We start from the raw sequence: 14396 nt of genomic DNA on the forward strand, positions 1-14396 counted from the left end.
GTGGTCCCGGGCCTGGCGATCACCGGCCGATCGCCCGTGCGCGGCAGCACGCCCACCGGGCGGCCCGCTGCGGCCGACCCCGACGAGGCTGGAGGTGCCGCCCGCCGTGCCGTACGGTGCTCGCCGTGACCGCGCACGATCCTGTCCCGCCCGGCCCCGTCGCCGTGCTCGCCAACCCGACCGCCGGCCGGGGACGGCACCGTGGCCTGCTGCCCCGGCTGGTGGACCGGCTGGAGGGCGCCGGCCGACCGGTCCGGCTGCTGGCGGCCCGTACCCCGGAGGAGGCGGAGGCCGCCTGCCACGCAGCGGTCGCCGACGGCGCCGGCGCGCTGGTCGCGGTGGGCGGGGACGGCACGATCCACCGGGCGGTGCAGGCCGTCGCCGGTACGGCCGTGCCGTTCGGCCCGGTCCCCGCCGGCACCGGCAACGACTTCGCGGCCGACACCGGTTTTCCCGCCGACCCGCTCGCGGCCGTCGAGGTGATCGTCGAGGCGCTGCGCGGCGGCCGGACCCGCCCGGTCGACCTGGCCCGGGTGACCACCGCCGACGGCGACGTGCGGTGGTACGGGGCGGTGCTGGCGGCCGGCTTCGACGCGATCGTCAACGAGCGGGCCAACCGGATGCGCTGGCCGCGCGGGCCGCGCCGCTACGACCTGGCCATCCTGGTCGAGCTGGCCCGGCTGCGCCCGCGCCGCTACCGGCTGCGCCTCGACGGCGTGGAGCAGGAGGTGGACGCGGTCCTCGTCGCGGTCGGCAACTGCGCCAGCTACGGCGGCGGCATGCGGATCTGCCCCGACGCCGACCCCACCGACGGCCTGCTGGACGTGGTGGTCGGCGGGCGCTTCGACCGGCGCACCCTGATCCGCGTCAAGCCGCGCATCTACCAGGGCACCCACGTCGCGCACCCGCTGGTGCGCGTACACCGGGCCCGGACCGTGGAGCTGGACGCCGACGGCATCACCACCTACGCCGACGGGGAACGGACGGCCGGCCTGCCGCTGCGGATCACCGCCGTGCCGGCGGCGCTGCGGCTGCTGCGCTGACCGGCTCGACCGCGCTGACCGGCTCGACGTCGCCCCGTCTGGCTCGGCGGGGCCGGCGAACCGGTCAGGAGGGCACGGCGAGGTCGAGCACCGCGCCCAGGCCGTTGGGGCGCCCGGCGTCGGCGCAGGGCAGCACCAGCACCGCGCAGCCGGCCCCGACCGCGCCCGCGTCGGCGGGCGTGTCGCCCACCATCAGCGCCCGCTCCGGGTCGACGCCGAGCATCCCGCAGGCGCGCAGGAAGATCCCCGGATCCGGTTTGCACCGCCCCACCTCGTACGACAGGGCGTACGCGTCGATCAGCTCGGCGAGCCCCCAGGCGTCGACCAGCGGCCGGATGTCGAAGCCGATGTTGCTGACCACCGCCACCTTCACCCCGGCCCCGCGCAGCGTCCTGAGCACCGCCTCGGTGTCCGGGTACGGCACCCAGCCGTCGGGGACCAGCACCCGCTCGTAGAGCGCGTCGGCGAACCCCTCGATGCCCACGTCGACGGTCTCCGCCAGCCCGGTGTACGCGCCCCGGTGGGCGTGCGGGTAGAGATCCCGGTCGGCCCACAGCTCGGCCAGCCGGGGCGGCACCCGGGTCGGCAGCGGCCCGCCCGCCCGGCCGGCGGTGAGCAGCCGGTCGGCCAGCGCGGTGGCGCGGACGCGGTCAAGTTCCACCCCGCACGCCGCCGCGGCGGCCAGCACCCACTCCCGGGGCTCCTCCACCTGGGCGAGGGTGCCGTGGAAGTCGAAGAGCACCGCCTCCACGGGCCGGCGGGACGTGCTCGGGCGGACGACGTCGTCGGCGCCGCTCGAGGCATGGGGCGGTTCGGCATGATCCGGCACGTCGTGCACCCTACCGACCCGCTCCTACCCGGTTGCCGGATGGCCTTGTCCGGTGGTCGTCGGACGGACCGATTAATCTTGGAGGCATGTCGAGCCCCGCCGAGCGGTACGCCGCGGCGCGCCGCCGGGCCGCGCAGGCCTCCACCTTCCCGGCCCTGGACGAATTCGCGCGCGAGCTGGGGTTCGACCTCGACGACTTCCAGCGCGAGGCGTGCGAGGCCCTGGAACGGGGCAGCGGCGTGCTGGTCTGTGCCCCGACCGGGGCCGGCAAGACCGTGGTCGGCGAGTTCGCCGTACACCTGGCGCTGCGGGGCACGCCCGGCGAGCCGGCGGCGGCCGACGGCGGCCCGGGGCCGACCGCCCGGCGCAAGTGCTTCTACACCACGCCGATCAAGGCGCTGTCGAACCAGAAGTACCACGACCTGGTGGACCGCTACGGCGCCGAGCAGGTCGGCCTGCTCACCGGCGACAACGCGATCAACGGCGACGCGCCCGTGGTGGTGATGACCACCGAGGTGCTGCGCAACATGCTCTACGCCGGCTCGGCCACCCTGGAGGGCCTGGCCTACGTGGTGATGGACGAGGTGCACTACCTCGCCGACCGGTTCCGCGGCGGGGTCTGGGAAGAGGTGATCATCCACCTGCCCGCCTCGGTCACCCTGGTCTCCCTGTCGGCCACCGTCTCCAACGCCGAGGAGTTCGCCGACTGGCTGGTCACCGTGCGGGGCGAGACCGCCGTGGTGGTCAGCGAGCACCGGCCGGTGCCGCTGTGGCAGCACATGCTGGTCGGCCGGCGGATGTTCGACCTGTTCCACGACGCCGACGCCGCCCGCAAGCACGACGTGCACCCGGAGCTGCTGCGCTACACCCGGGACACGATGCGCCGGCTCGAACTGGGGGAGGGACGCAGCGCCGGCCCCGGCGGCGGGCGGCGCGGACCGCGCTGGCGCGGCCCGATGCGCCCCGACATCGTCGACCGGCTCGACCGGGAGGGGCTGCTCCCGGCGATCCTGTTCATCTTCAGCCGGGCCGGCTGCGACGCGGCCGTGCAGCAGTGTCTCGCCGCCGGCCTGCGGCTGACCTCCCCGGAGGAACGCGCCGAGATCCGCCGGGTGGTCGAGTCCCGGGTCACCGCCATTCCGGGCGAGGACCTCTCCGTGCTCGGCTACTGGGAGTGGCTCGACGGCCTGGAGCGCGGGCTCGCCGCCCACCACGCCGGCATGCTGCCCGCGTTCAAGGAGGTCGTCGAGGAGCTGTTCGTCCGCGGCCTGGTGAAGGCGGTCTTCGCCACCGAGACCCTGGCGCTGGGCATCAACATGCCGGCCCGCTGCGTCGTGCTCGAACGCCTGGTGAAGTTCAACGGCGAGGCGCACGTCGACCTCACCCCGGGGGAATACACCCAGCTCACCGGCCGGGCCGGCCGCCGGGGCATCGACGTGGAGGGGCACGCGGTGGTGGTCTGGTCGCCGGAGACCGACCCCCGGCACGTCGCGGGCCTCGCCTCCACCCGCACCTATCCGCTGCGGTCCAGCTTCCGGCCGTCGTACAACATGGCGGTCAATCTGGTCGGCACGGTCGGCGCCGAGCCGGCCCGGGCGCTGCTGGAGTCCTCGTTCGCCCAGTTCCAGGCGGACCGGTCGGTGGTCGGCCTGGCCCGGCAGGTGCAGCGCAACACCGAGACCATCGAGGCGTACGGCGTGGAGGCGGCCTGCCACCACGGCGACTTCGACGAGTACTTCGCCCTGCGGGTGGCCATCGCCGACCGGGAGCGGGCCATCGCCCGGCAGGGCCAGACCCAGCGCAAGGCCGCCGCCGTCGCCTCGCTGGAGCGGCTGCGGGTCGGTGACGTGATCCGGGTGCCCTCCGGCCGCCGGGCCGGTCTCGCCGTGGTGCTCGACCCGGCGACCGGCGGCTTCGGTGAGCCTCGCCCGCTGGTACTCACCCAGGACCGCTGGGCCGGCCGGGTCACCCCGGGCGACTTCACCACCCCGGCCGAGGTGCTCGCCCGGATCCGGGTGCCGAAGCATTTCAACCACCGGTCCCCGGCCGCCCGGCGGGACCTCGCCGCCGCGGTCAGCGGTACCGGGCTGGACCGGCACGGCGGCCGACGCGGCGGGCGGTCCCGGCAGGCCGCCGGCGAGGACCATCGGCTCAGCCAGCTCCGCACCGAGCTGCGCCGGCACCCGTGCCACGCCTGCCCGGAGCGGGAGGAGCACGCCCGCTGGGCGGAGCGGCGGCGCCGCCTGGAACGCGACACCGAGGAGCTGCGCCAGCGGGTCGCCGGCCGGACCGGCTCTCTCGCCCGCACCTTCGACCGGATCGTGGCGTTGCTGACCGCGCGGGGCTACCTCTCCGCCGAGGGTGAGGTCACCGACGCCGGGCGGATGCTCGGCCGGATCTGGACCGAGGCGGACCTGCTGGTCGCCGAGTGCCTGCGCCGCAAGGTCTGGGACGGGCTCTCGCCGGCCGAGCTGGCCGCCGCCGTCTCCGTGGTGGTCTTCGAGGCGCGCCGGGACGTCGACGAACGGGCCTCCCTGCCGCGCGGCCCGGTCGCCGACGCGGTCGACGAGACGCTCAAGCTGTGGACCGACATCGAGGCGGACGAGGCCGCCCGGGGGCTCGCCGTCACCCGGGAGCCCGACCTCGGCTTCGCCTGGCCGATCTATCGCTGGGCGCGGGGCGAGGCGCTGGCCAAGGTGCTGGCCAGCGGCCACCAGATCGACGGCGAGATGCCTGCGGGCGACTTCGTCCGCTGGGCCCGGCAGGTGGTCGACCTGCTCGGCCAGCTCGCCGACTCCGGCGGCGCGTCCGTGGAGCTGCGGGCCACCGCCCGGCAGGCGATCGCCGCGGTCAAGCGGGGCGTGCTGGCCTACCACGGCGCCTGAGCGGCGCCGCCGGTCAGGACCCGCCGGCCAGGGCGTCCACCAGCCGCCGGCAGGAGCCGGCCAGGTTCCACCGCTGCGCCAGCTCCAGCAGCCGGTCCGGGTCCGCCGGCGCCGTCGGCAGCGCCGTGGTCAGCTCCGGCAGCGGTACGTCGGTGGCCACCCGCACCACCTTCGGCGCGACCGCCAGGTAGTCCCGGGCCGCCTCCAGCTTGGTCCGCAGCCCGGGAGCGAAGCCGGATGCCCGGTCGTCGAGCGCGGCGAGGATGCCGGGCAGCCCGTCGTACCGGTCGATGAGCCGGGCGGCCGTCTTCTCGCCCACGCCGGGCACGCCGGGCAGCCCGTCGCTCGGGTCGCCACGCAGGGCGGCGAAGTCGGCGTACCGGTTGGCGGGGACGCCGTAGCGGGTGCGTACGGCCGCGTCGTCGCAGTCCTCCAGCTTGGCCACGCCGCGCCCGATGTAGAGCAGCCGCACCTGGCGGGCGTCGTCGACGAGCTGGAACAGGTCACGGTCGCCGGAGACCACCTCCACCGGGCCGGGCTGGGTCACCGAGAGGGTGCCGAGCACGTCGTCGGCCTCGTAGCCGGTGGCGCCGACCACGGCGATGCCGAGCGCGTCGAGGACCTCCAGGATCATCGGCACCTGCGGGGAGAGGGTGTCCGGCACCACCTCGCCGCCCTCCGGCGCGACCCGGTGCGCCTTGTACGACGGCAGCAGCTCCACCCGCCACGCCGGCCGCCAGTCGTGGTCGAGCGCGCAGACCATCCGGTCCGGCCGGCGGGTGCGGACGAGCTGGGCGAGCATGTCGAGGAAGCCGCGGACGGCGTTGACCGGCTGGCCGTCGGCGGTCCTCGCCGCCAACTCCGGGATGCCGAAGTAGGCGCGGAAATAGAGGCTGGGGGAGTCGATCAGCAGGATCGGGGGTTGGTGTGCCACGCCACCAGCGTGGCACAGCGGTGTGACGAGGTGGGGGACCGGCGAGGCGGTGCCGCCGGGGCGTCAGCCGTCGTCGTGCCGGTAGAGGGTCTCCCGGCGGGCCACCCGCTGCAACAGGTAGCTCGCGACGAGCAGCACGAACGCCAGCACCACCTCGACCCAGGCCAGGGTCCCGTTGGCGACGATCAGGCCGAGCAGGAGCAGCGCCAGCCCGACCACGGCGAGGAGGCCGGCCCACCACAGCCGGCGACGCCGTACGGCCGCCCGGTCCCGACCCCTGTCCGACACCGTCACCCTCCTCCACCCGCATTCAGGCTATCGACGCGAGCCGGCCGGTGGACCGATAACCGCTGGGTGGAGCGGCAGTCGGCCGGCAGACTGGCGGCATGGATTTCGTACCCGGCCTGACGCTCTGCCGGCGCTTCCACGACGAGGTCCTCGCCCCGCTGCTGGCCCGCCGCCTGCCCGGCCTCCGCTACGCCGCCGGGCTGCTCGACGGCGGCTCCGAGCTGCTCGGGCTGGACACCCCGCGCTCGACCGACCACGACTGGGGGCCGCGTACCCAGCTCTTCGTCGCCGACGCCGCCGACGTCGCGCGGGTACGGGCAGCCCTCGACGCCGAGCTGCCGGCGGAGTTCCTCGGCTGGCCGACCCGGTTCGTCGGCGGCCCGGACGTGCGCCTCGGCGTGGTGAGCACCGACGGCGACCGGCACGGGGTGGGCGTCGACGAGCTGGGCGGCTGGCTGCGCGGGCGGCTCGGCTGCGACCCGCGCACCGGGATGGCGGCGGTGGACTGGCTCGGCGCACCCACCCAGCGGCTCGCCGAACTGACCGGCGGGGCGGTGTTCCACGACGGGCTCGACGGGGAGCTGACCGCCGCCCGCGCCCGGCTCGCCTGGTATCCGGACGACGTCTGGCGGTACGTGCTGGCGGCCGGCTGGCAGCGGGTCGGCCAGGCCGAGCACCTGGTCGGCCGCTGCGCCGAGGTGGGCGACGAGCTGGGCAGCCGGGTGGTGGCCGCCGGGCTGGGCCGGGACCTGATGCGCCTCGGGCTGCTGCTGCACCGGCGCTGGCCGCCGTACGCGAAGTGGCTCGGCACGGTCTTCGCCGCGCTGCCGGCGGCGGACCCGGTGCTGGACGCGCTGGCCACCGCCCTGGGCCCCGGCGACTGGCCGCAGCGGCAGGCCGGGCTGGTCCGGGCGTTGGAGACGGTCGCGGCCTGGACCAACGACACCGGGCTGGCCGCTCCGGTCGACCCGACCGCCCGGCCGTTCCACGACCGGCCCTTCCTGGTCCTGGACGCGAACCGGTTCGTCGCCGCGCTGCGCGCGGCGGTCGAGGACCCGGGCCTGCGGGCCCGCCCGCCGATCGGCGCCGTCGACCAGTACCTCGACAACGTCGACGTGCTCACCCACCCCGAGCGGGTACGCCGGGTCGCCGCGGCGGTGCTGCCGGAGTGACCGCCGGGCGTCAGCCGGTCGCGTTGTCGAAGCCGAACCAGCGTTCGCCGTCGGTGCCGGAGTACGTGACCCAGCGCGGATCGTGGGCCCAGTGCGCCCGGGGGCGACGGTCACTGCGGGTGACCGTCGCCGCCCGATGCTCGGTTTCGTGCAGGGTGCACCCGTGCGGCTGGGAAGTCTGCCAGGCCACCGGTGTGGTCCCGGTGCAGGTGGGTCACCACGATGTGGCGGACGTCGGCCGGCGAGTGGCCGAGCCGCTCGATCTGGCGTACGGCCGTCTCGTGCGGGTCGAGGTCGGGCTGAGCGCAGGCGAGGAAGTCCTGCCCGAGCCTCGCCTCGGGGTCCCGGATGTCGAGCGTGCCGAAGCCGGTCTCAACCGGCCGCCGCGGCCGGCTCCCGCTCGGCCGGGTCGTCGACCCGCAGGTCGGTGAGGTCGCGCAGCCGGCGTACCGGGGACAGCAGCAGGGCCAGCGGCGCCAGCACGGTCGCCGCGGCGAACGCGACGAGGGTGAGCCGGGCGCCGGCGAGCCCGGCGAGCGCCCCGGCCGCCAGCCCACCGACCGGGATCGCCCCCCAGGAGACGAAGCGGACGGTGGCCATCACCCGGGACAGCAGGTCGGGCGGGCTGGCGGTCTGCCGGTAGGTGCGGGTGGTCACGCTGAGCACCACCACGCCCCCGGCGAAGAGCACGTTCCCGGCGCTGAAGGCCAGGTACGCCGGCCAGCCGACGCCCAGTGGCACCAGGAACGCGCCACCGACGGCGACGACGCAGGCGACCACCAGGGACCGCGCGGTGCCCCACTGCCGGGTGATCCACGGCGTCAGGGTCGCGCCGACCAGTGACCCGACCCCTTCGACGGCGAGCAGCACGCCCACCAGCGCGGCCGGGGCGTGCAGTTCCCGGACCAGATACAGCGGGTACCCGGCGAGCTGCGCCCCGCAGACGAAGTTGACCGCGGTGGCCGTCCACATCGTCGGCCCCATCACCGGGTGGCGGGTGACGTACCGCCAGCCCTCGCCGATCATCGCGCGTACCGGCGGCCAACGGTCCGGGGCGTCGACCCGGCGGGCCGGCAGGGACCACAGCAGCGCGGCGGAGAGCAGGTAGCTGGCCGCGTCGACCAGCACCGCCGGCACCGCGCCGAGCGCCTGCACGGCCAGGCCGCCGAGGGGCGGGCCGCTGAGCTGGGTGCCGGCGTGGGTGGCCGAGGTGAGGCTGTTGCGGCCGTGCAGCTGCTCCCGGCCGACGATGGCCGGCAGGAAGGTGGCGTTGGCGACGTCGAAGAGCACGTTGGCGAAGCTGACCACCAGCGCGACGACGACCAGTTGGGCGACGGTCAGCATCTCCCACCACCAGGCGAGCGGGACGGAGGCGACCGCGAGCGCCCGGGCCAGATCGGCGCCGACCTGGGCGCCGCGCAGCGGCAGCCGCTGCACGATGACCCCGGCCGGCAGCCCGATCACCAGCCAGGCCACGTAGCCGGCGGCGGCGACCAGCCCCATTTCGAACGCGGACGCGTCCAGCACGGTCAGCGCGGTCAACGGCAGCGCCACCGCGCCGACCGCCGACCCCACCGAGCTGGTCGTGCCGGCGGCCCACCAGCGCCAGAACACTCCGGCTCCCTGCCCGACGGACATGCCGTCAACCCCCGATCCGAGCCAGTGAGTTCCAAACTGAAACGGACTATAGTCGAGGCGGCCGGACGAGCGGGAGGTGGGATGTGAGGCGGGCGGAACTCGGCGACGTCGACTGCGGCATCGCCCAGGCGCTCGGCGTGCTCGGCGACTGGTGGACCTTCCTGATCGTCCGCGAGGTCGCCGGCGGCACCACCCGCTTCGACGCGATGCAGCGGGAACTGGGCGTCAGCCGGCGGGCACTCACCGAGCGGCTGGCCGGCCTGGTCGAGCACGGGGTGCTGCACCGCCGGCCGTACTCCGCGCACCCGCCGCGCCACGACTACCTGCTGACCGTCAAGGGAGAGGCCCTGCTGCCGGTCCTCGTCGCGTTGCAGGACTGGGGCACCCGGCACGTGATGGGCGACGGTGCGCTCACCGCCACCGCCGGCGCGGACTCCGCCGAGGCGCGCCGGGTGCACCGCCTGGTCGGCCGCCGCGTACCGGAGATGACCCTGCGGCGGCACGACGGCGGCGCGGAGCCACCGGCCGTGCCCGACCGGTGGACCGTCCTCTACCTCTTCCCGGGGGCGTTCGCGCCGGGCGGGCAGGGTCTCCCGCCGGGCTGGGGGGAGATCCCCGGCGCCGTCGGGTGCACGCTCGAGTCCCGGACGTACGCCGACCGGCATGCCCGCTTCCGCGCCGCCGGTGCCGAGGTACGCGGCGTGAGCACCCAGCGCCCGGACCAGTTGCGGGCCTTCGCCGAGCACGCCCGGCTGCCGTACCCGCTGCTGTCCGACGAGGACGGTCGGCTCGCCGCCGGCCTGCTGCTACCCACCTTCCGGGCCGGCGGGGTGGCGCGGCTCAAGCGGCTGACGCTGCTGGTCGACCCGGAGTCGGTGGTGCGCGCGGTGCAGTTCCCGGTGACCGACCCGGCCGGCTCCGTCGACGAGATGCTCGACCAGGTACGCCGGCGCGCGAGCCGGTAGCGGCGGCGCCGGCCGCCGGTCCGTCAGATGGACGGTCCGTTGTCGGCGACCGCGACGTTCCGTAAACTCCAGGGCGGCCGCACTGATCTGCGGCTGTCTATCTCGTCTCCGAGGGTCCGGGCCGCCGTGGAGGCGCCTCGCCGGCGAGGCCGTCGCGCGTGCCTGCCGCCGCGCGGCCGTCCCCACCACCCCGAGGAGAACCATGTTGAGAAAGAGGCTCCGACTGCTCGGCGCGGCCCTGGTCGCCGCCGGGCTGACCGCTCTGGCGGCCGTCACCACCGCGACTCCCGCCTCGGCGGCGGCGCTGACCGAGGTGACGAACTTCGGCACCAACCCGAGCAACCTGCGGATGTACCTGTACGTGCCGGACCGGGTCGCGCCGCAGCCGGCCCTGGTGGTGGCGATCCACTACTGCACCGGCACCGGACCGGCGTTCTACTCCGGCACCCAGTTCGCGTCGCTGGCCGACCGGTACGGCTACATCGTGGTCTACCCGTCGGTCACCCGCAGCAGCCAGTGCTTCGACGTGTCCTCCCCGCAGGCGCTGCGCCGCGACGGCGGCAGCGACCCGGTGGGCATCATGTCGATGGTCAACTACGTGCGGCAGCGCTACAACGTGGACCCGAACCGGATCTTCGCCACCGGCGTCTCGTCCGGCGCCATGATGACGAACGTCATGCTGGGGCTCTACCCCGACGTGTTCAACGCCGGCGCGGCCTTCGCCGGCGTGCCGTTCGGCTGTTTCGCCACCACCAACGGCTCCGAGTGGAACAGCGAGTGCGCCAACGGGCAGGTCATCAAGACCGCGCAGCAGTGGGGCGACCTGGTCCGCAACGCGTACCCGGGGTACTCCGGCAAGCGACCGCGGATGCAGCTCTGGCACGGCACCAACGACGAGACCCTGCGCTACCCGAACTTCGGCGAAGAGATCAAGCAGTGGACCAACCTGAACGGGTTGAGCCAGACCCCGACGTTCACCGACACCCCGCAGTCCGGCTACACCCGTACCCGGTACGGCAGCAGCGGCGGCACCGCGCCGGTCGAGGCGATCAGCATGCAGGGGGTGTCGCACAACCTCCCGGTCGACGCCGCCCAGGCGATCCGCTTCTTCGGCCTGGACACCAGCACTCCGCCGCCCACCACCGCGCCGCCCACGACCGCGCCGCCGACCACCGCGCCGCCGACCACCGCGCCGCCCACCACGCCGCCGCCGTCCGGCGGATGCCGCGTGGCGTACGTCGTGAACGCCTGGAACACCGGCCTGACCGCGGACGTGACCATCACCAACACCGGTGCCGCGACGGTCAACGGCTGGAGCCTGGCGTTCACGCTGCCGGCCGGGCAGACCATCACCAGCGGCTGGAACGCCACGTACTCGCCGACCAGCGGTGCGGTGACCGCCCGCAACGTCTCCTACAACGCGACCATCCCGCCGAACGGGTCGGTCAGCATCGGCTTCCAGGCCAATCACACCGGCAACACCGGGAGGCCCGCCTCGTTCACGCTCAACGGCGCCACCTGCGCAGTCGCCTGACGACCGGCACCGCCGGACGCCCCACGCGGGCGTCCGGCGGTGCGCGCCCGAGCGTGCCGCATGAGCCCGTTTCCGGCGGGTACGCGCAATCCGAAGGCAGCTCCACCCGGGAACGGAGGTGAACCGGAATGAAGGTACGAAGCTCACTGCGCGGGCTGAAGCGGAAGGTCAACTCGATCGTGGTACGCCGTCGAGGCAAGGTCTTCGTGCTCAACAAGGCGGATCCCCGGCAGAAGGCCCGACAGGGCTGACCGGGCGGGAAACACAGCTCAGGCAGTTGTTTTTGGACTTTTCACAAGAGGTGAAAAAAGGCGGGCGAGAGCGCCGAAGCCATTGACATATGCCACTGCGACAGGGAATCTCCACCCGACCGGACGGGTGTCCGCGACACCGCGGACACCCGTCCGTCATCCCGGCTCCCCACCGCCACGGAGATGCCCATGTCACCGGTCCCACCGCACCGCACCCCGCCCCGGCGCCCGGCACGGCGGCTGCTCGCCGCGCTGGCGTCGCTGCTCGCCGCGACCGCGCTGGTCGCCCCGCCGTCCGCGGCCCACGCGGCCGACCCGCTGCTCTCGCAGGGCCGGCCGACCACCGCGTCGTCGGCCGAGAACGCCGGCATGTCGGCGGCGAACGCCACCGACGGCAACACCGGCACCCGCTGGTCCAGCGCCTTCAGCGATCCACAGTGGCTCCAGGTGGACCTCGGCGCCACCGCCACCGTCTCCCGGGTCGTGCTGAACTGGGAGGCCGCGTACGCGCGGGCGTACCAGATCCAGACCTCGACCGACGGCGCCACCTGGACCACGATCTGGTCCACCACCACGGGTACCGGCGGCACCGTCGACCTGACCGTCAGCGGCACCGGCCGGTACGTGCGCATGTACGGCACCGCCCGGGCCACCGCGTACGGCTACTCGCTCTGGGAGTTCCAGGTCTACGGCAGCACCGGCGGCGGCACCGGCTGCGACACCGCGACCAACGCCGCCCTGGGCCGGCCCGCGACCGCCTCCTCCACCGAGAACGCCGGCTTCCCCGCCACCGCGGCGGTCGACGGCAACCTGGGCACCCGCTGGTCCAGCGCCGCCAGCGACCCGCAGTGGCTCCAGGTCGACCTGGGCAGCGCCCGCACCCTGTGCCGGGTCGTGCTGAACTGGGAGGCCGCGTACGCGCGGGCGTACCAGATCCAGACCTCGACCGACGGCACCGGCTGGACCACCGTCTACTCCACCACCACCGGCGCCGGTGGCACCGAGACCCTCACCCTTACCGGCACCGGCCGCTACGTGCGCGTGTACGGCACCGCCCGGGCCACCGGCTACGGCTACTCGCTCTGGGAGTTCACCGTGAACACCACCGGAGGGGGTGGCACCATCCCGGGCGGCGGGTCGCTCGGACCCAACGTGATCACCTTCGATCCGACGATGTCCAGCGCCACCATCCAGAGCCAGCTCGACACCGTCTTCCGGACCCAGGAGTCGAACCAGTTCGGCACCCAGCGGTACGCGCTGATGTTCAAGCCCGGTGACTACAGCGGGATCAACGCGCAGATCGGCTTCTACACCTCGATCATGGGGCTCGGTCGGAACCCCGGCGACGTGCGCATCCACGGTGACATCACCGTCGACGCCGGCTGGTTCAACGGCAACGCCACCCAGAACTTCTGGCGCTCGGCGGCCAACATGCAGGTGTTCCCGTCCGCCGGGTTCACCCGCTGGGCCGTCTCCCAGGCCGCGCCGTTCCGGCGGATGGACATCCAGGGCAACCTGAACCTGGCCCCCAACGGCTACGGCTGGGCCAGCGGCGGGTACATCGCCGACAGCCGGGTCACCGGCACCGTGCAGCCGTACTCGCAGCAGCAGTGGTACACCCGGGACAGCAACGTCGGCGGCTTCCAGAACGCGGTGTGGAACATGGTCCAGTCCGGCGTCGTGGGTGCACCCGCCACCAGCTTCCCCAACCCGCCCTACACCACCCTCGCCCAGACCCCGGTCAGCCGGGACGCGCCGTACCTCTACCTCGACGCGTCCGGCAACTACCAGGTCTTCGTACCGTCCACCCGGACGAACGCCTCCGGGGCCTCCTGGCTGGGCGGCGCCACCCCCGGCACCGCCATCCCGCTGAGCCAGTTCTACGTGGCGCGCCCCAGCGACTCCACGGCGACCATCAACGCCGCCCTGGCGCAGGGGCTGAACCTGCTGTTCACCCCCGGGGTCTACCCGGTCACCCAGACCATCGCCGTCAACCGGCCGGGCACCGTGGTCCTCGGCATCGGCTTCCCGACGCTGATCCCGCAGAACGGCGTCACCGCCATGTCGGTGGCCGACGTCGACGGGGTCCGGCTGGCCGGAATGCTCTTCGACGCCGGACCGGTCAACTCGCCGGTCCTGCTCCAGGTCGGGCCCACCGGCTCGACCGCGAGCCACGCCGCCAACCCCACCTCGGTCCAGGACGTCTTCTTCCGCATCGGCGGCGCCGGCGCGGGCAAGGCCACCACCAGCCTGGTGGTCAACCAGAACGACACCCTGATCGACCACATCTGGGCCTGGCGGGCCGACCACGGCACCGGCGTGGGCTGGACCGTCAACACCGCCGACACCGGCCTGATCGTCAACGGGAACAACGTCACCGCGCTCGGCCTCTTCGTCGAGCACTACCAGAAGTACGAGGTGATCTGGAACGGCAACAACGGCCGGACCGTCTTCTTCCAGAACGAGCTGCCGTACGACCCGCCCAACGCCGGCGCCTGGATGAACGGCTCGATGGTGGGCTACGCCGCCTTCAAGGTGGCCAACGCGGTCACCTCGTTCGAGGGCTGGGGGATGGGCAGCTACTGCTACTTCAACGTCGACCCGACCATCGCCGCGTACCACGGCTTCGAGGCGCCGAACGCGGCCGGCGTCCGGTTCCACGACCTGCTCACCGTCTCGTTGGGCGGCAACGGGTCGATCACGCACGTCATCAACGACACCGGCGCCACGGCGCAGGGCACCAACACCGTGCCGGTGTACCTGGTCAACTACCCCTGATCCGGCCGTGGGCGGCGCGGTCGCCGCGCCGCCCCCGACCGCCGGGGCCACCGCCCCGACCCGCGCCGGGTCAACGTCC

Annotated in this window: 13 protein-coding genes; 7 read left to right on the forward strand and 6 right to left on the reverse strand. The window is 74.2% G+C overall.

Annotated elements, in window-relative coordinates; all coding sequences use genetic code 11:
* Positions 1–116: 116 nt before the first annotated feature.
* A complete protein-coding gene (locus GA0070621_RS06840; protein ID WP_091192433.1) occupies positions 117–1043 on the forward strand; it encodes a diacylglycerol kinase in 927 nt (308 codons plus the stop codon).
* Positions 1044–1107: 64 nt separating this feature from the next.
* On the opposite strand, the gene GA0070621_RS06845 is transcribed toward GA0070621_RS06840, so the two are convergent.
* Positions 1108–1872 (reverse strand): HAD family hydrolase, encoded by a 765-nt coding sequence (locus tag GA0070621_RS06845; RefSeq protein WP_091202109.1) that lies wholly within the window; start codon positions 1870–1872, stop codon positions 1108–1110.
* Positions 1873–1958: 86 nt separating this feature from the next.
* On the opposite strand from GA0070621_RS06845, the gene GA0070621_RS06850 reads away from it, so the two are divergent.
* Positions 1959–4757, forward strand: a complete 2799-nt coding sequence (locus GA0070621_RS06850; protein WP_091192435.1) for a DEAD/DEAH box helicase — start codon at positions 1959–1961, stop codon at positions 4755–4757.
* 13 nt (positions 4758–4770) lie between these two features.
* Here the strand turns inward: GA0070621_RS06850 and GA0070621_RS06855 are convergent, their stop codons facing one another.
* Both GA0070621_RS06855 and GA0070621_RS06860 read right to left on the reverse strand, forming a co-directional pair.
* Positions 4771–5691 (reverse strand): 5'-3' exonuclease, encoded by a 921-nt coding sequence (locus GA0070621_RS06855; RefSeq protein WP_091192436.1) that lies wholly within the window; start codon positions 5689–5691, stop codon positions 4771–4773.
* A gap of 63 nt (positions 5692–5754) precedes the next feature.
* Positions 5755–5979: a DUF3040 domain-containing protein gene (locus GA0070621_RS06860; protein ID WP_091202111.1), complete on the reverse strand. Its 225-nt coding sequence runs from the start codon at positions 5977–5979 to the stop codon at positions 5755–5757.
* A 98-nt stretch (positions 5980–6077) separates the two neighbouring features.
* Between GA0070621_RS06860 and GA0070621_RS06865 the strand changes: the two genes are divergently transcribed.
* Positions 6078–7151 carry a DUF4037 domain-containing protein gene (locus GA0070621_RS06865; RefSeq protein ID WP_091192438.1) on the forward strand — a complete coding sequence of 358 codons (1074 nt, stop codon included), beginning with the start codon at positions 6078–6080 and terminating at the stop codon, positions 7149–7151.
* Between the two features lie 10 nt (positions 7152–7161).
* Here GA0070621_RS06865 and GA0070621_RS29855 read toward each other — a convergent pair whose 3' ends face one another.
* The 3 genes from GA0070621_RS29855 to GA0070621_RS06875 are packed head-to-tail and all read right to left on the reverse strand — an operon-like array spanning position 7162 to position 8789.
* Positions 7162–7341, reverse strand: coding sequence for a hypothetical protein (locus GA0070621_RS29855; protein ID WP_167666439.1), 180 nt, complete (start codon positions 7339–7341; stop codon positions 7162–7164).
* Positions 7262–7501 (reverse strand): MBL fold metallo-hydrolase, encoded by a 240-nt coding sequence (locus tag GA0070621_RS31240; RefSeq protein WP_197673995.1) that lies wholly within the window; start codon positions 7499–7501, stop codon positions 7262–7264. The genes GA0070621_RS29855 and GA0070621_RS31240 overlap by 80 nt, the downstream gene beginning before the upstream one ends.
* A gap of 22 nt (positions 7502–7523) precedes the next feature.
* The gene (locus tag GA0070621_RS06875; RefSeq protein ID WP_091192439.1) at positions 7524–8789 is read right to left on the reverse strand and encodes an MFS transporter; all 1266 of its coding nucleotides are present in this window, start codon (positions 8787–8789) and stop codon (positions 7524–7526) included.
* A gap of 83 nt (positions 8790–8872) precedes the next feature.
* Between GA0070621_RS06875 and GA0070621_RS06880 the strand changes: the two genes are divergently transcribed.
* The 4 genes from GA0070621_RS06880 (at position 8873) to GA0070621_RS06895 (ending at position 14317) form a co-directional block, all read left to right on the forward strand.
* Positions 8873–9754: a winged helix-turn-helix transcriptional regulator gene (locus tag GA0070621_RS06880; protein ID WP_091192441.1), complete on the forward strand. Its 882-nt coding sequence runs from the start codon at positions 8873–8875 to the stop codon at positions 9752–9754.
* Positions 9755–9956: 202 nt separating this feature from the next.
* Entirely contained in the window at positions 9957–11288 is a 1332-nt protein-coding gene (locus tag GA0070621_RS06885) for an extracellular catalytic domain type 1 short-chain-length polyhydroxyalkanoate depolymerase (RefSeq protein ID WP_091192442.1), read from the forward strand.
* A 128-nt stretch (positions 11289–11416) separates the two neighbouring features.
* Positions 11417–11539, forward strand: a complete 123-nt coding sequence (locus GA0070621_RS06890) for a 50S ribosomal protein L36 (RefSeq protein WP_073836781.1) — start codon at positions 11417–11419, stop codon at positions 11537–11539.
* Between the two features lie 189 nt (positions 11540–11728).
* Positions 11729–14317 carry a discoidin domain-containing protein gene (locus GA0070621_RS06895; protein WP_091192444.1) on the forward strand — a complete coding sequence of 863 codons (2589 nt, stop codon included), beginning with the start codon at positions 11729–11731 and terminating at the stop codon, positions 14315–14317.
* The last annotated feature ends 79 nt before the right edge of the window (positions 14318–14396 follow it).

The organism is Micromonospora narathiwatensis, assembly GCF_900089605.1.
GTDB lineage: Bacteria > Actinomycetota > Actinomycetes > Mycobacteriales > Micromonosporaceae > Micromonospora > Micromonospora narathiwatensis.

Coding starts and splice junctions, on each gene's coding strand:
- GA0070621_RS06850 (WP_091192435.1), top strand. CDS start 1,959: ATGTCGAGCCCCGCCGAGCGGTACGCCGCGGCGCGCCGCCGGGCCGCG.
- GA0070621_RS06865 (WP_091192438.1), top strand. CDS start 6,078: ATGGATTTCGTACCCGGCCTGACGCTCTGCCGGCGCTTCCACGACGAG.
- GA0070621_RS06875 (WP_091192439.1), bottom strand. CDS start 8,789: ATGTCCGTCGGGCAGGGAGCCGGAGTGTTCTGGCGCTGGTGGGCCGCC.
- GA0070621_RS06885 (WP_091192442.1), top strand. CDS start 9,957: ATGTTGAGAAAGAGGCTCCGACTGCTCGGCGCGGCCCTGGTCGCCGCC.
- GA0070621_RS06890 (WP_073836781.1), top strand. CDS start 11,417: ATGAAGGTACGAAGCTCACTGCGCGGGCTGAAGCGGAAGGTCAACTCG.
- GA0070621_RS06895 (WP_091192444.1), top strand. CDS start 11,729: ATGTCACCGGTCCCACCGCACCGCACCCCGCCCCGGCGCCCGGCACGG.